Source organism: Allosphingosinicella sp., assembly GCF_036387615.1.
Classification (GTDB): domain Bacteria; phylum Pseudomonadota; class Alphaproteobacteria; order Sphingomonadales; family Sphingomonadaceae; genus Allosphingosinicella.
Genome location: NZ_DASVTH010000028.1, coordinates 14045 through 37211 on the forward strand (window position 1 = coordinate 14045; position 23167 = coordinate 37211).

The 23167-nt window shown below is 65.6% G+C and carries 25 protein-coding genes; 12 read left to right on the top strand and 13 right to left on the bottom strand.

Annotated elements, in window-relative coordinates; translation table 11 throughout:
- The first annotated feature begins 139 nt into the window (after positions 1-139).
- The 5 genes from VF631_RS04460 to VF631_RS04480 all read left to right on the top strand — a co-directional run bounded on the left by VF631_RS04460 (position 140) and on the right by VF631_RS04480 (position 4258).
- Entirely contained in the window at positions 140-487 is a 348-nt protein-coding gene (locus VF631_RS04460) for an endonuclease domain-containing protein (RefSeq protein ID WP_431849072.1), read from the top strand.
- On the top strand, positions 484-2541 hold the full coding sequence (ligA, locus tag VF631_RS04465; protein ID WP_431849073.1) for an NAD-dependent DNA ligase LigA: 2058 nt from the start codon (positions 484-486) through the stop codon (positions 2539-2541). The genes VF631_RS04460 and ligA overlap by 4 nt, the downstream gene beginning before the upstream one ends.
- A 205-nt stretch (positions 2542-2746) precedes the next feature.
- A complete protein-coding gene (locus VF631_RS04470; RefSeq protein WP_431849074.1) occupies positions 2747-3343 on the top strand; it encodes a phosphatase PAP2 family protein in 597 nt (198 codons plus the stop codon).
- Positions 3344-3382: 39 nt separating this feature from the next.
- Complete coding sequence (locus VF631_RS04475; protein WP_431849075.1) at positions 3383-3910, top strand: DUF3833 family protein; 528 nt, start codon at positions 3383-3385, stop codon at positions 3908-3910.
- A gap of 57 nt (positions 3911-3967) precedes the next feature.
- A complete protein-coding gene (locus VF631_RS04480) occupies positions 3968-4258 on the top strand; it encodes a hypothetical protein (protein WP_431849076.1) in 291 nt (96 codons plus the stop codon).
- Here the strand turns inward: VF631_RS04480 and VF631_RS04485 are convergent.
- Entirely contained in the window at positions 4255-4659 is a 405-nt protein-coding gene (locus VF631_RS04485; RefSeq protein ID WP_431849077.1) for a hypothetical protein, read from the bottom strand. The two genes, VF631_RS04480 and VF631_RS04485, sit on opposite strands and share 4 nt — an antisense overlap.
- A 120-nt stretch (positions 4660-4779) precedes the next feature.
- On the opposite strand from VF631_RS04485, the gene VF631_RS04490 reads away from it, so the two are divergent.
- Complete coding sequence (locus tag VF631_RS04490) at positions 4780-5253, top strand: hypothetical protein (RefSeq protein WP_431849078.1); 474 nt, start codon at positions 4780-4782, stop codon at positions 5251-5253.
- Positions 5254-5259: 6 nt separating this feature from the next.
- Here VF631_RS04490 and VF631_RS04495 read toward each other — a convergent pair whose 3' ends face one another.
- Positions 5260-5694 carry an ExbD/TolR family protein gene (locus VF631_RS04495; protein ID WP_431849079.1) on the bottom strand — a complete coding sequence of 145 codons (435 nt, stop codon included), beginning with the start codon at positions 5692-5694 and terminating at the stop codon, positions 5260-5262.
- A gap of 144 nt (positions 5695-5838) precedes the next feature.
- On the opposite strand from VF631_RS04495, the gene VF631_RS04500 reads away from it, so the two are divergent.
- Entirely contained in the window at positions 5839-6054 is a 216-nt protein-coding gene (locus VF631_RS04500; RefSeq protein ID WP_431849080.1) for a hypothetical protein, read from the top strand.
- A gap of 34 nt (positions 6055-6088) precedes the next feature.
- On the opposite strand, the gene hslU is transcribed toward VF631_RS04500, so the two are convergent.
- The 3 genes from hslU to hslV all read right to left on the bottom strand — a co-directional run bounded on the left by hslU (position 6089) and on the right by hslV (position 9149).
- A complete protein-coding gene (gene hslU / locus VF631_RS04505; RefSeq protein WP_431849081.1) occupies positions 6089-7390 on the bottom strand; it encodes an ATP-dependent protease ATPase subunit HslU in 1302 nt (433 codons plus the stop codon).
- 62 nt (positions 7391-7452) lie between these two features.
- The gene (locus VF631_RS04510) at positions 7453-8574 is read right to left on the bottom strand and encodes an FAD-dependent oxidoreductase (RefSeq protein ID WP_431849082.1); all 1122 of its coding nucleotides are present in this window, start codon (positions 8572-8574) and stop codon (positions 7453-7455) included.
- A gap of 32 nt (positions 8575-8606) precedes the next feature.
- Positions 8607-9149, bottom strand: coding sequence for an ATP-dependent protease subunit HslV (gene hslV, locus VF631_RS04515; RefSeq protein ID WP_431849083.1), 543 nt, complete (start codon positions 9147-9149; stop codon positions 8607-8609).
- A gap of 138 nt (positions 9150-9287) precedes the next feature.
- Between hslV and VF631_RS04520 the strand changes: the two genes are divergently transcribed.
- The 3 genes from VF631_RS04520 (at position 9288) to VF631_RS04530 (ending at position 10893) form a co-directional block, all read left to right on the top strand.
- Positions 9288-10142, top strand: a complete 855-nt coding sequence (locus VF631_RS04520) for an MlaA family lipoprotein (protein WP_431849084.1) — start codon at positions 9288-9290, stop codon at positions 10140-10142.
- Positions 10143-10280: 138 nt separating this feature from the next.
- Positions 10281-10586, top strand: coding sequence for a circumsporozoite protein (locus VF631_RS04525; RefSeq protein WP_431849085.1), 306 nt, complete (start codon positions 10281-10283; stop codon positions 10584-10586).
- Between the two features lie 100 nt (positions 10587-10686).
- Positions 10687-10893 (top strand): hypothetical protein, encoded by a 207-nt coding sequence (locus tag VF631_RS04530; RefSeq protein WP_431849086.1) that lies wholly within the window; start codon positions 10687-10689, stop codon positions 10891-10893.
- Here VF631_RS04530 and VF631_RS04535 read toward each other — a convergent pair whose 3' ends face one another.
- From VF631_RS04535 to groES, 3 genes are all read right to left on the bottom strand, one after another.
- A complete protein-coding gene (locus VF631_RS04535) occupies positions 10894-12597 on the bottom strand; it encodes a DUF1963 domain-containing protein (protein ID WP_431849087.1) in 1704 nt (567 codons plus the stop codon). It lies immediately after the preceding gene.
- 247 nt (positions 12598-12844) lie between these two features.
- On the bottom strand, positions 12845-14497 hold the full coding sequence (groL, locus tag VF631_RS04540) for a chaperonin GroEL (RefSeq protein WP_431849088.1): 1653 nt from the start codon (positions 14495-14497) through the stop codon (positions 12845-12847).
- A gap of 35 nt (positions 14498-14532) precedes the next feature.
- Positions 14533-14820: a co-chaperone GroES gene (gene groES / locus VF631_RS04545; RefSeq protein ID WP_431849089.1), complete on the bottom strand. Its 288-nt coding sequence runs from the start codon at positions 14818-14820 to the stop codon at positions 14533-14535.
- Between the two features lie 228 nt (positions 14821-15048).
- Between groES and sppA the strand changes: the two genes are divergently transcribed.
- Positions 15049-16923 carry a signal peptide peptidase SppA gene (gene sppA / locus VF631_RS04550; RefSeq protein WP_431849090.1) on the top strand — a complete coding sequence of 625 codons (1875 nt, stop codon included), beginning with the start codon at positions 15049-15051 and terminating at the stop codon, positions 16921-16923.
- A 34-nt stretch (positions 16924-16957) separates the two neighbouring features.
- On the opposite strand, the gene VF631_RS04555 is transcribed toward sppA, so the two are convergent.
- From VF631_RS04555 to VF631_RS04570, 4 genes are all read right to left on the bottom strand, one after another.
- On the bottom strand, positions 16958-17743 hold the full coding sequence (locus tag VF631_RS04555) for a TonB family protein (protein WP_431849091.1): 786 nt from the start codon (positions 17741-17743) through the stop codon (positions 16958-16960).
- 47 nt (positions 17744-17790) lie between these two features.
- Complete coding sequence (locus VF631_RS04560; protein WP_431849092.1) at positions 17791-17943, bottom strand: hypothetical protein; 153 nt, start codon at positions 17941-17943, stop codon at positions 17791-17793.
- An 84-nt stretch (positions 17944-18027) separates the two neighbouring features.
- Complete coding sequence (locus VF631_RS04565; RefSeq protein WP_431849093.1) at positions 18028-18657, bottom strand: trimeric intracellular cation channel family protein; 630 nt, start codon at positions 18655-18657, stop codon at positions 18028-18030.
- Positions 18658-18721: 64 nt separating this feature from the next.
- Positions 18722-20542: an ABCB family ABC transporter ATP-binding protein/permease gene (locus tag VF631_RS04570; RefSeq protein WP_431849094.1), complete on the bottom strand. Its 1821-nt coding sequence runs from the start codon at positions 20540-20542 to the stop codon at positions 18722-18724.
- A gap of 112 nt (positions 20543-20654) precedes the next feature.
- Here VF631_RS04570 and VF631_RS04575 point away from each other — a divergent pair, with 112 nt between their 5' ends.
- Complete coding sequence (locus tag VF631_RS04575) at positions 20655-20960, top strand: hypothetical protein (RefSeq protein ID WP_431849095.1); 306 nt, start codon at positions 20655-20657, stop codon at positions 20958-20960.
- A gap of 90 nt (positions 20961-21050) precedes the next feature.
- On the opposite strand, the gene VF631_RS04580 is transcribed toward VF631_RS04575, so the two are convergent.
- Positions 21051-23111 (bottom strand): TonB-dependent receptor plug domain-containing protein, encoded by a 2061-nt coding sequence (locus VF631_RS04580; protein WP_431849096.1) that lies wholly within the window; start codon positions 23109-23111, stop codon positions 21051-21053.
- Between the last annotated feature and the right edge of the window lie 56 nt (positions 23112-23167).

Sequence of the window (23167 nt, forward strand, 5' to 3'; positions counted from 1 at the left end):
AAGGGGCAGGCCGGCGCGTTGCTCAGCCCTCTCCCGCTCGCGGGAGAGGGTTGGGTGAGGGTCTTCTTCTTGTTATCGCGCCCGCATGGGTGTCGTCCGAAGAACAATCAGTCCTCATGCCGCTCAACTCAGACGGAACATGACTGACGCCGAGCGTGCGCTCTGGTCGGAACTAAGGAACCGGCGGCTGGGCGGCCATAAGTTCAGGAGCCAGCGGACGATCTGGCCTCACGTTGCGGACTTCTGCTGTGTGGAATCCAAGCTGATCGTCGAGGTGGATGGTGGACAGCATAGCCAAGCGGCCGATGAGGGCCGAACTGCCGCTCTGAAACGGAAAGGGTTTCGCGTCATCCGGTTCTGGAACAACGATGTTCTTCAGAACATGGATGGCGTTCTCCAGGTGCTGTTGGACGCTCTGGGAGGGGAGAAGAAGGAAGAAGAAGACCCTCACCCTAACCCTCTCCCGCGGGCGGGAGAGGGGATGTGACCGAAAGCGATGCCGCCGCCGAACTGGAATATCTCGCCCGAGAGATTGCGCGGCACAATCGGCTGTACCACGGCGAGGACGCGCCGGAGATTTCGGACGCGGACTATGACGCGTTGGTGCGGCGCAATGCCGAACTCGAGGCGGCTTTCCCGCATTTGATGCGCGAGGACAGTCCGTCGCGGGTGGTGGGAGCGGCGCCGGCCGCGCATCTCGGCAAGGTGCGGCACGCCCAGGCCATGCTCAGCCTGGAAAATGCCTTCGCCGAAAGCGATGTGACCGAATTCATCGCGCGTGTTCGGCGTTTCTTGAGTTTGCCGCCGGGGGACGAGCTGGCGCTTACCGCCGAGCCGAAGATCGACGGCCTGTCCTGCTCACTTCGCTACGAGCGCGGTTGGCTGGTCCAGGCCGCCACGCGGGGCGATGGTACAACGGGCGAGAATGTCACGGAGAATGTCCGCACGATCGCGGACGTGCCGCAGCAGCTTCGAGGCGATGCGCCGACGGTCTTCGAGGTGCGCGGCGAGGTCTATATGTCCAAGGCCGATTTTGCGGCTTTGAACGAACGCCAGGCGGCCAGCGGTGGCAAGGTGTTCGCCAACCCACGCAACGCGGCGGCCGGCTCGCTTCGCCAGCTCGACCCGTCGATCACCGCGGCGCGACCGCTCCGGTTCCTGGCGCATGGCTGGGGTGAGGCTTCGGAGGTGCCGGCCGAGACGCAATTGGAGCTGATGCACTGCATCTCGGACTGGGGCCTGCCCATCTCAGCGGATTTCAACCGCTTCGCCGACCTCGAGACTTTGCTCGCCCATTACCAGGCGATCGAATCCCGCCGCGCCGACTTGCCGTTCGACATCGACGGCGTGGTATACAAGGTCGATCGGCTCGATTGGCAGCGGCGGCTGGGCCAGGTCGCCAAGGCGCCGCGCTGGGCGCTCGCGCACAAATTCCCCGCCCAGCGCGCCGAAACCACCCTCAACGCGATCGACATCCAGGTCGGCCGCACCGGCAAGCTGACTCCGGTCGCACGGCTGGAGCCGGTTACGGTTGGCGGCGTCGTCGTGACCAACGCCACCTTGCACAATGCCGACGAGATCGCGCGGCTCGACGTCCGTGTCGGTGACCGGGTCACGCTTCAGCGCGCCGGCGACGTCATTCCCCAGATCGTCGGCGTGGTGACGCCGCCGGAGGCGCATGCTGCGCTGCAGCCCTATGTCTACCCGGCCGAATGCCCCGCCTGCGGATCGGCAGCGGTCGCCGAGGATGGCGAAGTCGACATTCGCTGCACGGGCGGCCTGGTCTGCCCCGCCCAGCGGGTCGAACGCCTGCGCCACTTCGTTTCCCGCGCCGCGCTCGATATCGAAGGGCTCGGCGCGAAGACGGTCGAAGACTTCTTCGCCGACGGCCTGGTCCACTCCCCGGCCGATATCTACCGCCTGCACGCCAAGGCGGACCTGATCCGCGTACGCGAGGGCTGGGGCGAGACCTCGATCCGCAACCTGCTCGCAGCGATCGAGGCGAAGCGGCGCCCGCCGCTGGACCGGCTGCTGTTTGCGCTCGGCATGCGCCATGTCGGCGGGGTCACCGCCCGCGACCTCGCCAGCCGCTTCGGCAGCCTGCCCAAACTCCGCGACACCGCCGTCCAGGCGGCGAGCGATCCGGAGGCGCTGGCCGAGCTCGTCACGGTCGAGGGGATCGGCCCGAAGGTGGCGCAAGCGGTGGTCGATTTCTTCGCCGAGCCTCACAATCTCGAGGTGGTCGACGATCTCCTCACCGAAGTCTCGCCACCGCCCTTCGCCGTGGAAACGGTGCAATCGCGTGTTTCGGGCAAGACATTGGTCTTCACCGGCAGCCTCGAGACCATCTCGCGGGACGAAGCCAAGGCGCAGGCCGAGGCCCTCGGCGCGAAGGTTGCAGGCTCCGTGTCGGCCAAGACCGATCTGGTGATCGCCGGGCCGGGCGCCGGCTCCAAGCTCAAGAAAGCGCAGGATCTCGGCGTCGAGATCATCGGTGAGGCGGATTGGGCGGAGATCGTTGCGGCAGCTTCGACTCGTTGATCGCTCAGTCGGCTCGGTTCGCCGCCTGACTGGAAACCGATGGCAGGTGGGCGTGTTTACCATCACGCAAAGAGCGAAAGCATAGTCCTCCCTTCCCCAAAGGGCGTCCCGGTTTCCAAGCGGCCGGGGCGCCCTTTTCCCGTTTTGGTGAATGCTCCCGCACTTGATGCAGGCACCGGGGCAAGAGTTTGGCGTTGGGACTGGCATGACGAATGCAACCGAGAAGTTGAAGGATGGCGCCGCGGCCTTGCAGGAGGCGGACGCCGCCGTCACGCAGACGGTGCTGCCGGTTCAGCACAGCCGCTTTGTGCGTATCGCCGGCACGATCTCCGAAATAGCCGACCAGCCGCAAATGCGCTCGCTTTCCGCCGCGCTGATCGCGGTCGGCTTGCTCGGCCGACACCGGCGGCTCGCCCGTGCCGGCATCCGCATGCTCATTGCGCACGAGCTTGCAACCGCGACCAAGAATTTCGTCAAGAACCGCGTCGACCGCACCCGGCCGCGCTCGCTCGATGATGGCGAAGAGCCGCGCCTGCGCCCCGGCGACAATCACGACAAGGAAGAAACCAGCTTTCCCTCAGGCCACAGCGCGGGCGCCGCAGCGACCGCACGAGCCTTCGCGCGGGAATTCCCCGAATACCGAATCCCGGCCTATGCCGGCGCGGGCCTGGTCTCGATCGCCCAGGTCCCGCGCTGCGCGCACTACCCTACCGATGTCGGCGCCGGCCTGGCGGTCGGACTCGCGTCAGAAGCAGTGGTGGCGTGGCTGTTCCCGGGTCCTAGGGGCGAGCGGGACCAGTAAGCGAGCGGCACAAGCAGCGGTCTGGCTGGTTGAAGCGGGATGATCCACGCCGCACGTGCGCTGCTGCCGGCATCCTTGCTGCTGCTCGCCGGCTGCATGGCGCCAATGAAGCTGGCCGATTTTGCAGCCTCGCGGCCGGAATTGCGGCCCGAGCGCTTCTTCGCGGGCGAAACGCGCGGAAGCGGTGTCATCCAGACAAGCGGTGGGCGGCCGAGCCGCACCTTTGAGGTGTTGTCGATTGGATCTGCGCAGGGCGATGCCATCCGCGTCGATCAGACGATCCGCTATGGCGACGGCAAGGTCGAGCGCAGGACGTGGCAACTCCGCCGGGTCGGCCCGAACCGCTACGAAGGCGCGCTGTCCGACGCCGCCGGTCCGGTCCGCGCCGAAGCCCGGGGCAATGCGCTGCGGCTCCGTTACCTGCTGAAACGACCGGCGATCACGATGGAACAGTGGCTTTATCTCCAGCCGGACGGCCGCACGATCCTCAACGAAGGGACGGTGCGCGCGTTTGGGATTGTCGCGGCGCGGATCTCGGAACAGATCGTGCGATCGGAGCCGCGCTGAGGCGGGGTGTGAAAACAAGCCTTTTCAGCCTATATGGGGGCTTGAGGAGTATGAGGCATGAGGACGATACATTGGGGCTTCGCCGTGACGGCTCTGGTCGCGGCCGGTCTGGCGTGGAGCTTCGGCGGCTTCTCCCCTGCGTTCGCGCAAGGCAATAGCGGCAAGTCCGAAGTCAAAACTCCCGCCAACTTCTCTTACGAGTTGGTCAACGGCCGCCGCGTTCCCCGTGGCAAGCGCGTTACCAACAGCGACGGCTCGTGGCGCGAAGAAATTCGCGACGGCGACTGCGTCACGCTAAAGGAGCAGAGCGCCGCGGGCGAGTATCGCGAAACCAGGAAGTGCGACTAGCCGGCCGTGATCCGCGGGACGGGGTCGAGCGGGTCCGTCTTGCACGCGGGTAAGCCCAAGGTCTGGGCGTCTTTGCACCTTCGCACCTGCGCATCGCCGTTCGGCCCGATAAAGATCGCGTAGTCGCCCTCGGGCTCGCAGCGCGCGATCCACAGTTGCTGTCCCTTGTACGGAACCTGATAGGCCGACGCCGTGATCCGCGTGCAGGCCTGAGCTGAATCCTGTACCGCGCGCCGCAGCCCGAGCGAGCGGTTGAGCACGCTCAGCCCCAGCAGCTTGTCGTGATAAGGGTTGGCGATCCGCATCTTGGTCGGCTGAGCTGCGCCAGCTCCGCCGCCGCTGTCGCAGGCCGTCGTGCACAGGATCAAAGCAGCTGCACCCAGGCGGCTCAGTAGCTTCATTCTCCTCTCCTTCTGCAATTCAGCCGCGCAGCAGCCCAGGAAACGCTTCTTCCACTAGCGGAGGTAGCATGCCAAGGCCCTGTCATGCCGTTTCGCCGCCGCCCCGCTTCGGCCCGGACAATGCTCCGCGTATTCCAGCTGGTTCGCGGCCAGGCGCCGGATGCCGCCTTTCTTGCCGATCTGCAATTCGCCCAGCAGAAGGATCTGGATCTCTCGATCCGCATCGGCGCGCTGCTGGCGTTCGACGCGCTTCTGATCACGGCCGGGATCAACCCGCTGACCGCCTCGCCCGGCGCCCCGCTCAGCCTCGACGCGCCGGGCCAGCCGTGGGAATCGATCATGGTCGCGATCGGGATGATCCTACTTGCCGCCTCCAGTTTCCTTTGCGTGCGCGCGATCATGATCGGCGAGGAATTCTCGGATGAAGGTCTGCCTGAAGATCGCGACGCCCACGAACGCAGGCTGCTGGCGGCCTATATTGCCTCGATCGATGCGCAGACCCGGCTTATCCACGTCGCCGCACGGATCACGGTGATCGGCGGCCTGGTGACCGGCCTTGCTTGCCTGTGGATCCTTGTGGCGAAGATCGCCTGACAAGGATCAGCGGTCGAAGTTGGCGAAGCGCGCGTTGTCCACAAGCCCCAGCTTGGTGATGCCAGCGCCCTTCACTGCCGCCAGAACCCGGTCGAAATCCTCGTAACGGGTGGTCGCATCCGTGCGGAAGTGCAGCTCGGCGGCGGGATCCGCCTTCAGAGCCGCGAGACGGGCGGGGAGCTCCGCCTCGCTGATCGACCGGCCGTCAAAGGCGAGCCGACCGGCAGCGTCCTGGTTGAGCCGGTGGATGACCGGGGGCTTGCTCGGGATGCCGTCCGGCGCGGGCAGGTCCAGCGCAACCTTGTGCGTTGCTATCGGGACGGTGATGATGAACATGATCAGCAACACCAGCATCACGTCGATCAACGGGGTCGTATTCAGATCGACGATCGGCGCGTCGTTGGGGACGGAATAGTGATTCGGAACGGCTAGTCGGCGCATCGCATCCTCCTCAGGTCATGTCACAACATAACATGCGTCGAGCGGCGGCTGCAAGCGGCCGCGCGCGACGCGCGGTTGCTCTGCCGCGACGTGCGGGCCGAACATTGCGACTCATGCTTCGTTGTCCGGCCGAAGGAGAATGCGATGAGCAACAAGCACTTCCGACCCGACGAAACCCCCGTCGACCTGCCTGACGACCTGGAGCGCAATCCCGGCATCGGCTCCTCGAAAGGGCTGTTCGCAATGACCCGCAGCGACGACGCCGAGTTGATCGAAGGCGACAACACCTTCGAAGGCGATACCGACAATGATGGCGGGAACGCCGGCGGCGTCAGCACCAAAATGGGCCGAGATCACTGAGGCACTCCTCCCTCTCCCCTCGGGGAGAGGGAGATCAGAGAATGTATTTCGAAAGATCGGTGTTGCGCGCGATGCTCGCGAGCTGCTGCTCGACATAGGGAGCGTCGACCACCAGCCGCTCGCCGCGGCGCTCTTCCGCCTCGAAGCTGATCTCCTCCAGCAGCTTCTCCATCACCGTCTGAAGCCGCCGCGCGCCGATATTCTCGAGCTGGCCGTTCACCTCGGCGGCAATGCGGGCGAGGGCGCGGATGCCGTCCTCGGTGAAGCTCACATCGACCCCTTCGGTCCCGATCAGCGCCCGATATTGCTCGGTGAGGCTCGCCTGGGTCTCGGACAGGATGCGGACGAAGTCCTCCTCGGTGAGCGCCTTCAGTTCGACCCGGATCGGCAGACGGCCCTGTAGCTCCGGCAGCAGGTCACTCGGCTTGGCGATGTGAAAGGCGCCGGACGCGATGAACAGGATGTGGTCGGTCTTCATCGGCCCGTATTTCGTCGCGACGGTGGTGCCTTCGATCAGCGGCAGCAGGTCGCGCTGCACGCCCTCGCGGCTGACCGACCCGCCACGCACGTCGGACACCGCGATCTTGTCGATTTCGTCCAGGAACACGATGCCGTTCGCCTCCGCATCTGCAAGCGCGGTGCGGTTGACGTCATCATTGTCGAGGCGCTTGTCGGCTTCCTCCTCGACCAGCTTGGTCCAGGCCTCGCGCACCTTGAGGCGGCGGCGTTTCTTGGGCGGGCCGCCCATCGCCTTCGCCATCATGTCGCTCAAATTGATCATGCCGACCTGGCCGCCCATTCCGGGGATCTCGAACGGCGCGGCCGGGGCGTCGCTGACGTCGATCTCGACCTCGCTCCCGTCAAGATGGCCGTCATGGAAGCGGCGCTTGAAGCTTTCGCGGGTCGCCTCGCTGGCGCCCTTGCCGGTCAGGGCGTCGAGCAGCCGGTCCATCGCCGCCTCCTCGGCCGCGTCCTTGACCGCGACGCGGCGACGCTCCTTTTCCAGGCGCACGGCTTCCTCGACCAGGTCGCGCGCGATCTGCTCGACGTCGCGGCCGACATAGCCGACCTCGGTGAACTTGGTCGCCTCGACCTTCACGAACGGCGCGTCGGCCAGCTTGGCGAGTCGGCGGCTGATCTCCGTCTTGCCGCACCCGGTCGGCCCGATCATAAGGATGTTCTTGGGCGTGACCTCGTCGCGAAGCTCGTCCGGCAACCGCTGCCGCCGCCACCGGTTGCGCAGCGCGACAGCGACGGCGCGCTTGGCGTCCTTTTGGCCGATAATGTGAGCGTCAAGGGCGGCGACGACCGCCTTGGGTGTGAGTGCGTCGTTCATTTGTGAGGTGCTGTGCCCGAAATCGTTACTTCACATCCTAGATGGATGCTGGCGGGCAGCGATCAAGCTGTGCAGCGGAAGCCGGAGAAGAGCTGCTTGTGCGAAGCGAGGATTCGCTGGATCGCGGCCGGCTCCGGCTCTGTAGACCATTGATCGAGCTCGAAGGTGCCGCCGAGGATGATCCCGTCCGGCCGCGGGAACATGTAGCCGGCCTCGCCCGTGAAGGCGTAGCGGATCTCCGGCTGGGGCAGCAGGATGGCGAGCTGGCCACGGGCCGGGCGAAGCTCCTGATCGCCGAACAGCTGGCGTGAGCCGAGGCCCGTGCAGTTGAAGGCGAGCCGCTCGGGCAAGGCGGCGACCTCGGCCGGCGTTCCAAAGGATCGGATCACGACCTTGCCGCCGGCAAGCTGCAGGTCCTCGAGCAGCTGGCTGAGAAAGCGACCGGTCTCGACGTACATGGTGTCGTAGCGTGATATCCCGCTCATCCCGAACGGGTGCTCGGCTTCGGTCAGGTTGCGGCCAGCGGGATGGTAGCGGTCGAGCGGATTGGACGGGTCCGGCCCGCCATTTCCCTGCGTGTAAGTGGGGAGCCAGCGAACGCCATAATCCTCGCCGACCATGATCTGGAAACGCCGCCAGCTATAATCGAGCGCTGCCGCAAACTGCCGGCGCCATTCGGGCGTGACCAGGCTGTCGCGGTAATGGCCGAACGGGCTCCACTGCCCACCAGCGATGTTGGAGGTCGTCTCCGGCGGGAGCGCGGCGGCATAGATGGTGACGGCGAAGCCGGCTTCCTGCACCAGCCTGGCGGTAGTCAGCCCCATGATCCCGGCCCCGATCACCGCCACCGGGCCCCGATGACCGGGCAGGCCGAGCTGCGTCGCCAGCCGCGACGTGCCCCAGCTCAGGGTGATCCCGGCGCCGCCATGGCCGTAATTGTGAACCAGCCTGGTCCCGCCGATCTGCTCGGCCCGCACCACGAATCCGGGCGCGCGGTAGGGGCGCAGCCCGGCGACGGTGCGGATGACGCGCCTCTCGTCGACCTGGACCGGGGCCAGGCATCCCGTCGCGCGCGGGCCCGTCGCCGCCTGGGTCGTCGTGCAGCCAGGAAGGGCGAGCCCACCGACGACGAGCGTCGCGGAGCCGATCAGTTGCCGGCGGCTAATCGTTGGAAGCGGCGTCACCCGCTCAGCTTAAGCGGCCCCAGCGTCAGCGGCTAGGCCGCCGCGTCCAGCTTCTCCAGCGTCAAATTCTCGTTGGTGTAGACGCAGACCTGAGCGGCGATGCGCATCGACTTTCGCGCCAGCGTCTCGGCATCCGGCTCGTATTCTTGGAGCGCGGTCGCCGCGGCGAGCGCGAAATTGCCGCCGGAGCCGATCGCGGCGACGCCGTCCGCCGGCTCAAGCACGTCGCCGTTTCCGGTCAGGATCAGGGTCACGTCCTTGTCGGCGACGATCATCATCGCTTCCAGGTTGCGCAGATATTTGTCGGTACGCCAATCCTTGGCGAGCTCGACGGCTGCGCGCATCAATGCTCCATGATGCTGCTCGAGCTTGCGCTCCAGCCGCTCGAACAGAGTGAAGGCATCGGCCGTCGCGCCCGCGAAACCGCCGATCACCGAGCCGTCGCCGAGTCGGCGCACCTTGCGCGCATTGGGCTTGATGATCGTCTGGCCGAGCGAAACCTGGCCGTCCCCCGCCACGACGACCTGCCCATTCTTCCGCACCGCCAGGATTGTCGTCCCGTGCCAGCTTTCCATATGCTCTCGATTGCTCCGCTCGATTGTCGTCCTGATGTGGGAAGGACGGGGAGCCCCTGCAACCGAGCTGTTCCCGCATGCTTGTGGCTGCCCCGGCCCTGTGGCACGGATCCCGCTTTCTCAGGCGGAGTCGGCCCATTGAAGAAGCTGCTCACCCTTCTCGTCGCGCTCCCGCTCGCCGGCTGCGCGACCACTCGGGCCGGCGGCGAGATGGCGCAACGTGACCCATATGAACGCTTCAATCGAGGTGTCTGGGCGCTCAACGACGCGGTCGACACCGCTGCCATCAAACCGGCGACGACGGTGTACCGCACCGTGACGCCGGTCCCGGCCCGGCGCGGGATCAGCCGGGTTTTCTCGAACCTCGGCGAGCCGTTCAACTTCGTGAACAACCTGCTGCAGGGCAAACCCAAGCGCGCCGTGAACTCGCTAGGCCGGTTCGTGGTGAATTCAACGATCGGCGTTGGCGGCCTTGCCGACCACGCGACCGACCTGGGCCTCAAGGCTACGCCCGAGGATTTCGGGCAGACCTTGGCCCGGCATGGCGCCAGGAACAGTCCTTATCTCGTTCTTCCGCTGCTCGGGCCCTCCACGGTGCGCGACGGGATCGGCACTGCCGTCCAGTTCGCGCTCGACCCCACTCAAGCCGGGCTCAAGCAAGCGGGCGTAAGCCAGACGGGTCGCTACGTCGTCACGGGCACGCGCATCATCGACACACGCTCGCAGCTGATCGAGGGCGGCGTGGATGCCCTGCTGGAAAGCTCGGCCGATCCTTATGCGACTGCGCGGTCTGCATACTTCCAGCGCCGCAGCGCCCAGATCGACGACCGGGAGAATCGAGGTGCGGAGCCCGGCTTCGATGAGCTTTCAGCGGCGCTTGACGAGGCCGCGGAGGTGAACGGCAGCGGCGCTGGCTCAGGCTACAAGCCGGGAAATGATGGTGGTGGCCTCGATGAAAAACCCCGACGCCGCGCGAAAAAAGCACGCCGTTAGAGAGCGATAAGATTCCCTACCAAAAGGGTAGACATACTGCTCGGGCGCGTGTAGATGCTCGTTCCGCTGGAAGCCCCCACCCGGATCGGGGAGGCGCCTCGCCCAGCGACAACGAACACCCTATGGAGGGAAGTGCCCGTGAAGAAGATTGCTCTCAGCCTGATTGCTGCCGCCTCGCTCGGCCTGACCGCTTGCGGCGGCGGTGGTGAAGCCAACAATGCGGCAACCGCCGACACCAACACCGAAATGACCGCCAATGAGGCGACCACCGACACCGGCGCCGCCGCCAACGAGACCGGCAACGCGCTCGACGCAGCCGGCAGCGCGCTGGAGAATGCTGGAAACGCGGTTGTGAACGGCGCGGAAGCGACCGGCAACGCGATCAGCAACGGCACCGACGCGGCTGGCAACAGCGTCACGAACAGCACGACCAACGCTCAGTAAGAGCGCGGACGCGTGAAGATCGGGGTCGCGGGCATCAGCTCGCGGCCCCTTTTCTTTGCGCGCGATCCGGCTAGGCTCGCGACAAACAACGGAGATTGAGATGAGGGCAGGTCTGGTTGGCTTGGCGGCGCTGGCGCTGCTCACGGCTTGCGGCGGAGGTGGCCAGGAGGGCGGCCTCACGGCCGATGAAAATGCCGAGTTGAACAATGCAGCGAACATGCTCGATTCGGCGCCCGAGGCGCTGAACGGGGCGGACGAGACCGGCCTCGACACGGGCCAGGCGAACGGAACGCCGGCGAAGCAGTGATCAGTGATTTTCAAAGCTTGCGTCTATTTTGCTGAAGTCGGCGCTCGCCAGCCGGTCCGTGCCGATGAACGCGTAATACGCGCCGGTGTCGCCCCAGACCCAGTGCATCGCGTCGTCCGTGGCGATCTGAAACAGGAGGACGTCACTCCTTGGGCCGGGTCTGGGGTCTGACTGGATGGCGTCGTGGATGCCTCCCATCCGGTGCGGCCGATTGTTGTAAAGCTGCCGCCATTGCGGCTCCAGCGAAACGATCAACGCTGGCGGGATCAGCGCGCGGAGCTCCGGCGACCGGGTGTGATAATCAGCGGCTATCTGTACCAAGGCGGCCTGCAGCCCGCTCTCCCCCAGTTGCAGCAGCGAGGTTGCGGTCGGTATCGGCGACATACTTTCGATGTCATGGTGATTGCCGAGAAACCAATATTCCTGCCGACCCGCGGTCAGGATATCGCGCAAGCGGGCCCAATCCGCTTCGGGTAGACGCGAGTCGAGATCGTGCGCGAGCACTTCTTGGCGCAGCGCCCAAACTCTTTCTATAGCGGCCGAGCGCCAAGCCAGATAGTCCTCGATCGAGCTCTCGAGAAACGACCAGAGCGCATCCGGCCGGTCGACCCGAACCAGCAACGCTCGGACTTTCGCGATCCGGTCCAGTCGCTTCTGGATAGCCGCACGGCGCTCGAGCCGCTTGGCCTCGGCCTCAACATCGTCCGGAACCGCCTCGTTCGCGATACGCCAGCCCGGGCTCTCCAGCCACTTGGCCGCTGCACCGTCCAGCGCGGCAATCGTAGTCTCGAACCAGCCGGCGGCCTCGATCTTCTCGCGGTCGCCGCTTCTCAGTGACAGCTTCGGCAGTGAGCGTGTGATCGACAGTGAGCGGATGATGCTGTCAATGACATAGAGCGCACCGCGCCAGCTAAAAGGCGGCTGCGGCGGCGCGCTGACCCGCTGATCGGGCGAAACCGGAGCGCCGTCGTAGAGCGTCGAGGCGAAATCATCGGGGATGACCGTCAAGCGGGCGTCGTCGTTCTCAATCGGCCGATTCGGGATGGTGATCAGATCGACGGGCCAATGTCGCCATTCGCCCGGCACGTCGTCTTGGCTCCGAACGAATTTGTAATCGGGGCCTGTGTAGAGCTCGTTGTGGACGGGTCCGATGTTCGGCGGCGGCTCCTGTTCCGGGCCGAGTTCCGCGATGTGTAGGACCTGCAACGCTTCCTTGTTGCTCATCACGTCCCAGTCTTCGCCGCTCAGGAACAGGAGCAACCACCCGGTGCGTGGCCCGAGCCCGCCCCAAAGCTCAGTCGGCAAGTCGGCGCAGGCGATCTGCGCGACGAAATGGAGGGGGCAGCGGCCGCGCTCCGGGTACTCGGAGTTGAGCGCGATCGGCCAGACGACATCGTCAGGCATCATCGGACGGCCGCCGATCCAGGAGCGTGGCGGCTCTTCGAAGCGAACCGGGACCTGCCGGCGCAGCACGACGGAGACTTTCTCCGCAACGGGCGGAGGCGACCCGGCCCGGCGGAAACCGCCCCCGGATCGTTGCGAGCCGAGATCGCGCCGACCAAAGCTGCGGGCATCTGATGTTTCAGCGCTCTGCCTGGCCTTGGCGTCGGCGGCAGCCCGAGTGAGTTCTTCCGCAGCGGCCTGGAGAAGCTTCTCTCCGGCGCCTTGTAGGATTTTTCCGAATAGGCTCGTCCGAAAGCTCATCAACCATTCCTCCCGCCCGAACAAATCCGGGCGCATTGAAGGGTTAGCAGGGTCGTCTTTCGGGAAGCTTACTCGGACGGAGGACATGAGAAAGGCCGGAGACGTAGATCTCCGGCCTTTCGTTTCTTTGCGCAGGCAGCAGGCGGGCGAAGCCCGCCTGTGACGTCGGACGGGTCGACCCGAAGGCCGACCCGCCGGCCGTTCTGATTTCGTGTCGGGAGCAGCTTTTCGCTGCTCCCGTCCGAAATCAGAAGTCCATGCCGCCCATGCCGCCCATGCCGCCGCCGGGCATGCCGCCGCCGCCGCCGGAGGACTTGTCCTCGGGAGCTTCGGAAACGGCCGCTTCGGTCGTGATCAGCAGGCCGGCAACCGACGCCGCGTCCTGAAGCGCGGTGCGGACGACCTTGGTCGGATCGATTACGCCGGCCTGGACCAGGTTCTCGTAGACCTCGGTTTGCGCGTTGAAGCCGATCGTCTGGTCTTCACCGTCGATCAGCTTGCCCGCGACGACAGCACCGTCATGACCGGCATTCTCGGCGATCTGGCGAATCGGCGACTGCAGCGCGCGGCGGACTATGTCGATGCCGCGGGTCTGGTCGTCATTGACGCCCTTCATGCCCTCAAGCGCCTTGGTGGCGTAGAGGAGAGCCGTACCGCCGCCGGGGACGATACCTTCTTCGACGGCGGCGCGGGTCGCATGAAGCGCGTCGTCGACGCGGTCCTTGCGCTCCTTGACCTCGATCTCGGACGAACCGCCGACCTTGATCACGGCAACGCCGCCGGCGAGCTTGGCGAGACGCTCCTGCAGCTTCTCACGGTCATAGTCGCTGGTGGTGTTCTCGATCTGCTGGCGGATCGCTTCGACGCGGCCCTTGATGTTCTCGCCCTGGCCTGCGCCGTCGACGATGGTCGTGTTGTCCTTGTCAATGGTGACGCGCTTGGCCTGGCCGAGCATGTTGACCGTGACGGTCTCCAGCTTGATGCCCAGATCTTCGCTGATCATCTCGCCGCCCGACAGGATCGCGATGTCCTCGAGCATCGCCTTGCGACGATCGCCGAAACCCGGAGCCTTGACCGCCGCGACCTTGAGGCCGCCGCGCAGCTTGTTGACGACGAGCGTGGCCAGAGCCTCGCCCTCGATGTCCTCGGCGATGATCAGGAGCGGACGGCCCGACTGGACAACCGCTTCCAGGATCGGGAGCATCGCCTGCAGGTTCGACAGCTTCTTCTCGTGGATCAGGATGTACGGATCGTTGAGCTCGACCTGCATCTTCTCCGGATTGGTGATGAAGTAAGGCGACAGATAGCCGCGGTCGAACTGCATGCCCTCGACGACGTCGAGCTCGAACTCGAGGCCCTTGGCTTCCTCGACGGTGATCACGCCTTCCTTGCCGACTTTGTCCATCGCCTCGGCAATCTTCTCGCCGACGACGGTGTCGCCGTTGGCCGAGATGATGCCGACCTGGGCGATCTCGTTCGAACCGCTGACCGGCTTGGAACGCGCCTTGAGGTCCTCGACGACCTTGACGACGGCGAGATCGATGCCGCGCTTCAGATCCATCGGGTTCATGCCGGCCGCGACCGACTTCATGCCTTCGCGAACGATCGACTGAGCCAGAACGGTGGCGGTGGTGGTGCCGTCCCCGGCGAGGTCGTTCGTCTTCGAAGCCACTTCGCGCAGCATCTGCGCGCCCATGTTCTCAAACTTGTCCTTGAGCTCGATCTCCTTGGCGACGGTGACGCCGTCCTTGGTGATGCGAGGGGAGCCGAAGCTTTTGTCGAGGACGACGTTGCGGCCCTTAGGGCCGAGGGTGACCTTCACCGCATCGGCGAGGATGTCGACGCCGCGCATGATGCGCTCACGAGCGTCGCGCGAGAAACGTACGTCTTTCGCTGCCATGTTTTGAATTCCCTATATTGAGTTGCAGTTAAGGTTCAGCCGACGATCCCGAGGATGTCGCTTTCCTTCATGATGAGCAGGTCTTCGCCGTCGAGCTTGACCTCGGTGCCGGACCACTTTCCGAACAGGATCTTGTCCCCGGCCTTGACGTCGAGCGGCGTCACGTTGCCGTCTTCGCCGCGCGTGCCGGTGCCGACCGAGACGACTTCGCCTTCCTGCGGCTTTTCCTTGGCCGTGTCGGGAATGATGATCCCGCCGGCGGTCTTTTCCTCGGCTTCGACACGGCGCACAAGCACCCGGTCATGGAGCGGACGAAAGTTCATGCTTTCACTTCCTCTTACTTACGGGCAGCCGCCTCGCCCCGTTTTGGCGCGTGATCAGTTGCCTGGTTGAACCCCGATTAGCACTCATCCTTGGAGAGTGCTAACGACCTTGCATGTAGGCGCTGTTCATGTTCCGTCAAGCCCGTTGCGCTCGGCTTCCGATCGGCACTCACACTCCAAAGCGGAAGCGCCTAGATAGGCCCGCAAAGGCGAGAAGGGCGGTAGCGGATGCGATTCGTGGGTAAAGTCTGGCGGCTTCTGGTCGGCATCAAGGACGGCATGGTGCTGCTGTTCATGCTGCTCTTCTTCGGGCTGCTCTATGCTGCCCTGTCCGCGAGCCCCAAAGTGGGTGTGGGGGACGCAGGCGCGTTGGTGATCGACCTCAAGGGCACGGTCGTCGAGCAGCCTGCCGAGGCCGATCCGTTCAGCCTGCTCAGCGGCAGCTTGCCGGCCACGCGCGAATATCGGCTGCGCGATGTGATCCGCGCGCTGGACGCGGCGGCCACCGATGCTCGCGTCAAAGCGGTTGCGCTCGATCTCGACAGCTTCCTTGGCGGCGGCCAGGCTGCATTGTCTGATGTCGGCGAGGCACTCGACCGCGTGCGCCGCGCCGGCAAACCGGTCGTCGCTTATGCCACGGGCTATACGGACGACGGCTATCTGCTGGCGGCGCATGCAAGCGAGGTCTGGCTTAATCCGCTCGGCGCGGTGCTGGTGACGGGCCCCGGCGGCGCCAACCTTTACTACAAGGGCCTTCTCGACAAACTGGGCGTGACCGCGAACGTCTATCGCGCCGGCGCATTCAAAGCTGCGGTCGAGCCTTACACCCGCACCGACATGTCGCCCGAAGCGCGGCAGGCCAATCAGGCGCTGGCCGCGGCTTTGTGGGAGAACTGGGTGGGCGAGGTTCGGGCGGCCCGGCCCAAAGCGCAGATCCTGCCCTATGTGGCGGCGCCGGCGGAACGGATCGCACAGGCCGGCGGCGACATGGCCCAGGCGGCGCTCCGGTCCGGTCTCGTCGACCGGCTCGGCGACCGCACCGAGTACGGCAAGCGCCTGGCGGCTCTTGGCGGCGTTCTCCACGAAGACGTGCCCGGCAGCTTCAAGGCGATCGGGTTCGACAATTGGGTTTCCGCGAACCCGGCGCCGCGCGGCGGGCAGATCGGCGTCGTCACGGTCGCCGGGAACATCGTCGACGGAACCGCTGGCCCCGGCACCGCCGCCGGCGATACGATCGCTCAGCATATCGAGAAGGGCTTGCGCGACAGCGACCTTGCGGCGCTGGTGGTGCGGGTTGATTCACCCGGCGGTTCGACCACGGCGTCCGAGCGCATCCGCCGGGCCGTGCTCGACGCCAAGAGCACCGGGCTGCCGGTCGTGATCTCGATGGGCTCGGTCGCCGCGAGCGGCGGCTACTGGATCGCGACGGCGGGGGACACCATCCTGGCCGAGCCGGAAACGATCACCGGCTCGATCGGCGTGTTCGGCATTCTGCCGAGCTTCGAGGGGGCATTGGCGAAGCTCGGCGTCGGTGTCGACGGCATCAAGACGACCCCGCTCTCCGGCGAGCCCGATCTGCTGCGCGGCCCCTCGCCGGAAGCCGACCGGCTGATCCAGACCGGTATCGAAAGCACCTATCGCCGCTTCCTGTCGCTCGTTTCCGCGGCCCGCAAGCTGCCGGTCGAGCGTGTCAACGAGATCGGCCAGGGTCGGGTGTGGGATGGCGGCGCCGCACGTCAGCTCGGCCTGGTGGACCGCTTCGGCTCGCTCGACGACGCGATTGCCGAAGCCGCCCGCCGGGCCAAGCTGGACCCGGCCAACGCAACGGCCGTATACCTCGAGAAGGAGCCATCCTTCCTGGACCGGCTGCTGCAAAGCATGGGCGGCCCCGACGAACAAGCCGGCGCTCCCGACGCGTTCAGCCGGTTGGCAATCCGCCCGCAGCTCCTGCTCGCCCGCGCGCTCGCCGATGCCCAGACGATCCTGGCCGGCCCAGCAATCCAGGCCCGTTGCCTGGAATGCCCAGCCGCCTCGGCCGCTCCTCCGAGCTTGCGCGAGCGGAGGATGCTGCCGACCTGGCTAGCCGCTTTCCTGACCCGCTAAGCGGCCCCTCCCCGGCTTCAGCCGCAACACCGATCTAAGATGCCGGCAGCAACCAGGTAATCCGGACGATGATCGAGCTTGCCGCCGGTGCCCCCTTGAGATCTAGAGCGGGCTCGAAACGCGCTCGCTCAGACAGGACTTTGCAGGTGCGCTGATCGAGCGCTGGATGGCCGCCGCTGGCCACTGCCGCGCAGCCAGTCACGGCCCCGCAGACGTCGATGTCAAGCCGGGCTGTCACCTGGCCTCCCTTGCCGTCGGCCAAGGCTTCCGATGGATAATCGGAGTCCGAAACAAGCGCGCCGAGGTTCGCCTTGGCAACCGCAGGACGCGACAGCGCGAGGCTCGCATCTACGCCCCATTCGCGTAGCTTCGTTTGTTCGCAGTTCCTGAGCGAAGCAACGGCCTTAGCAGTGCCCGATAACCGCGCTTCGAAGAGCACTTTGCCGCTCCGGCTGAACGAGACAGCCTCCGCTCCGGCGAGCTGGTCCAGGAACTCCGGGGGCGAATGGGCGATCAGGGCGCGTCCGTCGTCCAGCCGTCGAAGCAGCGTCGGCAGTTCACGGCGGACATTCCCCGGCTGAAGCAAGAGACTGATCGGCTGCCCGGGTGCGAAGAACGGCGCCCGTCCGGTATCGGTGAGCCACAGCTCGAGACCGGCGCCCGGCACCTTGCGGACGAGCAAGCTCGAATAGTCGCCGCGATCAGCCCGACGGATCAGCGAGCAATATTCCACCCCTTTGTTGATGCCCCACCGGGCGGAGCCGCTCTCCTGAGGTGCAACGAGCGCGGCAAGAAGAAGCGCGGTAAAGGAGAGGGCCATGGGGAGAGTGTGGCGTAGAGAAGAGCACCAAGGCAATGCTCTCGGCATCAGTCTTCAAAGGTGGCGTCGCTTTCGCTTGCCGCCAGTTCGAGCAGGAGGGGTGACAAGCGGACGATCGCGAAGCCGATCACGACCGGGTTGTTCGTGTCCTCCCGCGTGGTCGGGTCCATGATGTGGAGGAATGAGAGCCTGAGCTTCATCGTGCGATCGAAGACCGATGCGCCAGCCGCGTCAAGCTCGCGCGCCCCAGCTCAGATAGTGTCAGTATCGCCCGGCTAGGCACATCAACGGCGGTAGGCGGGCAGCTTCCAGCCGCGTGCGATCGCGCCTGCGCGAAGCGCGAAACCGGCCATGGCGGCGATGCCTCCGGCCAGCGGCGGTGCGGCCCCAAGCAGCAGAAGCCCCACTACCATGGCCGCCGAGAGCGCCGCTGCAGTGACGTAAAGCTCGGCCCTCATCAAGATGGACGGCTCACCGGCGAGCACGTCGCGGATGATGCCGCCCAGGCACGCCGTCAGCACGCCCATCGCGATCGCCGGCAAGGGCGCCACCCCGAAGGCGAGGCCCTTGGCGGCTCCGAAGGCCGAGTAAGTGGCGAGCCCGGCGGCGTCGAACCAGAGCAAAGCTCGCCCACGCCAGAGACGCCGGGGCGACAGCCATACAATCAGCGCCGCCGCCAGGCAGACGAGCAGGATGCGGTTCTCGCCCATCCAGAAGACTGGTGCGCCGATCAGCAGGTCGCGCGCGGTGCCGCCGCCGACGCCGGTCACCACCGCGAAGAAGATGAAGGTGACGAGCGTCTGTCGGCGCGCCGCCGCCAGCAGCGCGCCGGAGATCGCGAAGACGGCGACTCCGGCCAGGTCCAGCAGCTCGAGCAGCGGCGCCGCGGTTTCGGTGATTGGGACCGTGGTCATGGCCCGCCCTATCGGCCGCAACCCGGCCCGGCCAGTGCGGCTCGGCCAGGCTTTCCTAGCATGGTCACTCTGCCGCTTGGGCCTGCTCCTCGCCTTCGCTCTGCTGGCGGGTCCACATCTCGGCGTAGAGACCCCCGCGCCGCAGCAGCTGCGCATGCGAACCCCGTTCGACGACGCGCCCCTGGTCGAGCACGAGGATCTGGTCGGCGTCGACCACGGTCGACAGGCGGTGTGCGATGACGATGCTGGTCCGGCCGTGCTCAACCTTCCGCAGCGTCTCCTGGATCGCCGCCTCCGTGCGACTGTCGAGCGCGCTTGTCGCTTCGTCGAGGATCAGGATCGGTGGATCCTTGAGCAGCGTGCGAGCGATCGCCACCCGCTGCTTCTCGCCGCCCGAAAGCTTGAGTCCGCGCTCGCCGACCATCGCCTGGTAGCCGTCCGGCAGGCTGGCGATGAAGTCGTGGATGGCGGCGCCGCGGGCGGCCTCCTCGATCTGGAACTGGCTCGCACCTTCACGGCCGTAACCGATATTGTAGCCGATCGTGTCGTTGAACAGCACGGTATCCTGCGGGACGATTCCGATCGCGCGCCGCAGGCTCGCCTGTGTGACCTCCCTGATATCCTGACCGTCGATGGCGATCCGGCCGCCCGTCACATCGTAGAATCGGAACAGCAGGCGCGAGAGGGTCGACTTGCCCGCACCTGACGGGCCGACCACGGCGAGGGTCGAGCCGGGCGCGATCGTGAAGTTCACATTGTGGAGGATCGGCCGCTCGGGATCGTAAGCGAACGACACATTCTCGAATCGAACCTCGCCCGCGCCAACCTTGAGGTCCGGCGCGCCCGGCGCGTCGTTCACTTCGGCGGGCGTATCGACCAGATCGAACATGGCTTCCATGTCGATCAGGCCCTGCCGGATCGTGCGGTAGACCATGCCGAGCATGTCGAGCGGCCGGAAAAGCTGGGCGAGCAATGTGTTCACCACCACCACGTCGCCGGGCGAGAAGCGACCTGCCGACCAGCCCCAGACGGTGAAGGCCATTGCGCCCGCCATCATCAGGTTGGTGATCAGCGATTGGCCGACATTCAACCAGGCGAGCGAGGTCTCGTTCTTGATCGCCGCTTCCTGGTAGCGAAGCGTTGCCTGGCCGTAGCGGCGCGCTTCCCAATCCTCGGCGTTGAAATATTTCACCGTTTCGAAGTTCAGGAGCGAGTCCACCGCCCGGGCGACGGCGCCCGTGTCGAGATCGTTCATCTCGGCGCGCAGCCGTGTCCGCCAGTCGGTGATGATCCGAGTGTAGGTGATGTACGCCGCGACCATCACCAAAGTCGCCGCGACGAGGCCAAAGCCGAACTTGACCCAGAACAGGCCCAGCACCAGCAGCAGCTGCACGATTGTCGGCGCGATGTTGAACAGCAGGAAATAGAGCATCATGTCGATACTCTTGGTGCCGCGCTCGATCACCTTGGTGACCGCGCCCGTGCGCCGCTCGAGATGGAAACGCAGCGACAGGTCGTGCAGGTGGCGAAAGGTGGACTCCGCAAGCCGCCGGGTTGCATCCTGGCCGACCCGCTCGAACACGGCGTTGCGTGAATTGTCCAGCAACACGCCGCCGAACCGCGCGGCGGCATAAGCGACCACCAGCGCAACCGCGATCGCGACTCCGGCCTCGGCTCCCGCCGTCATCCGATTGACCGCTTCGCCAAAGGCGAGCGGCATCACGAGCGTGGTGATCGCGATCGAGACCAGCACCAGCGCAAACGAGATCACCACCCGCGCGCGCAGGCCCGGCGCGTCGGCCGGCCAGAGATAAGGGAGGAAGCGCCGCAGGGTACCCCAGCCCGCCTCGGTGCCGGTCTGCATGTTCGTCGCTGGGGGAGACATGTCCGTCTATGTAGGCGTGCGCCGCCGGCATCCCAAGTTACGGACGTGAATCAATTGGAACGGTCTGATTCGCAAAGAGTTTGCAGATTCAGTACCGAGTGGGGGAAGCGTGATGGGTCCGGCATATTTCGTCCTTGCGATCCTAGGCTGCGGCGAAGGCGAAGCCGCCTGCCAGCAAGTTGCCATCGTAGACACACGCTTCACCAGCGTCGAAGCTTGCCAGTCGGCGTCAGAAGACACGCTGATGCGGCACTCGGACGCGGATTACCCAGTTGTCGTCGCGCAATGCCGCCAGGCCGGCCAGAAGGCCTCGCTGGAGGTCTGGTCCAACGACGTCGCGCTACCGGAAGGCGGACCGATGCCGGTTCAGCAGCCGGAGCGGGCCAGCTTCAAGCGCCAGCAGCTCGCGCGACGTTAGATAGCCCGTGTCCTGCGAAGGCAGGAGCCCAGCCTCTCATGTTTCAGTCTCCTGCTTCCTCAGGAGCACTGCCGTTCGTCGCCACGCGCCCTAAAACGATCCACTCACTGCGAAGGAGAAGATCGGACCAATCTTGCGGCGTCGTTCCTCGACGAAACTGACCGGCCCGTTTCGGCGTCCGACATAGTTGATCCTGTCCAGTATCGAGTTGGCGTCCAGGAGGTTCCCGACCGTGGCGCGGACCGTCAGCCCGAACACGTCCTTGTTCTCGACATAGGCATTGAGGAAAACCGGTCCCTCGTTCGAGAAGACGAGCTGACGCAAGCGGAAGTTTTTCGAAGGTCTGAAGTGCGATGCGGAGCTGCCTACCGCCCAATCCGTCTCCGGTATGTCGTAGCGTAGGATCGCTTCGGCGAAGCGGACGAGCTCGCCGCTGATGGGCCGTGGTTCGCCGGTCAGCGGATCGTCGAGCCGGGTGCGCTGAAGCTGCAGACGCGTGTCGAGCTTGGCGCCTCTGAGCCCAAGCGGCTCCATCTGGAAGGTGCTTCGCCAGTCCAGCCCAAGTACCGTAGCGCGTTCGATGTTGCCCGGGGCTTCCCCTAATTCGCCAATCGGAACCTGGTCGATGATGTCGTCGATCAGCTGCCCGTAAATCTTGAGAGTCGTGTTGCCATAGCGGCCGAGATTTTGCCTGAGTTCGACTTCGGCGTCCCAGCTCTGCGGCGGCACGAGATCGGGATTGGACTCGTTTTGGCTACCACCGCCGAGGTTCACTGAAGCGAGGAAGTCGAAGAAGTTGAGCTGCCCGACCGAGCGTTCGAGCTTCCCGTTCACATCCAGCGTGGAGTTCGGCTTCCAGGCGGCGGAGACGAAGCCCTTGGGACGGAAAAAGGCGCGGCTTTTGCCGAACTCCCCGGTCTGCTCTAGTTTCGAATATTCGCCACCGAGCGAGGCCTGGATCGACAGCTTGGGGGATAGCGTCCGGCCGTAGGTGGCGGCGATCTCGTAACGTTGCTCGGTCACCTTGGCGGTGCCGCCGGGCAGCGGCACTTCCTCGAACTCGCCATCGGGATCGAGGACGAACAGCCCCGATACATTGTCGAGGCTGTTGAATGCGGCTTCGCCCGAGAATTGCCAATCGCTCCTGCCGCTCTTCAATCGGTATTCGATGCGGCCGACCGTCTCGGTCTCATCGCCTGTCTGGGTGAAGCGGCTGCCGGTCGAAGCCGAGGCATCGGCGAACGAAATGACCGACGTGGTGACGCTCGGGCTGTGCTCGAAGCGGTGCAGCCCGATCAGCTTCAGCCGCCCGGGCCCCAACGCCCATTCATAGTCGCCCCCCACCTCGTAATTATGCTCGTTCTCGGTCTGGATGAAGCGCCGCGTGCGATCGACCTGGCCGGGGCCGGACCGGCGCGAAACCTCGATGAAATCTAGCAGGAAGAGCTGGAACGACCCGTTGAGATTGCCGACCTGGCTCCCCGGCCCGTCATATTTGATGCTGCCGCTGAGCTTCGGCTGATCGAAGAATTGCGAGAAATACTCATCGCGAAAGTCGATCGGGCTGCCGTCCGGGCCAAATATGGTGGTTCGCCCGTCGGCGCCGCCCGCGTTCGCATCGTTGCGCAGCCCGACTGTATAGCCGATCGGGCCCGTTTCACCGCTGAGGGATACGGCCCCCCGGGTCAGCACCGGATCGGTGTTGCGGGCGCGGAACTCGGGTCGGTACTCGAACTGCCCCTTGGCCCCGCCCGCCTTGACGATCACGTTCGCGACTTCGCCGGCCAACCCCGCGATGTTCAGCGTCGCGCCGTCCACGATGTCGATGCGCACGACGCTATCGGCCGAGATGCGGCCGAGTTCGGTGACGGCATCGTTGGACTTGCCGGAAATGCGCTGGCCGTTGATCAGCACGTTGCCGCTGGCCTGCCCGAGACCGCGCTCCTGGCTGACGCCCTCGATCGAGAAGCCCGGCACCTGGCGCAGCATGTCGAGCGCGGTGCGCGGCGCAAATCGGGCGAAGTCGGCGGGGGTGTAGCTTCTGGATCCTTCGACACTCGCCGGCTGGGTGGGCGTCGGCGGCGGCGCGTCCCCGGTCTCCTGCGCGTGCGCGACGCCCGACATGGCTGCCGAGGCAAGCAGCGTCGTCACCAGAGCACCGCCCGCAAGCCGCCGCGAAACTCCCATCACGTTCCCCTGTCTTTCTT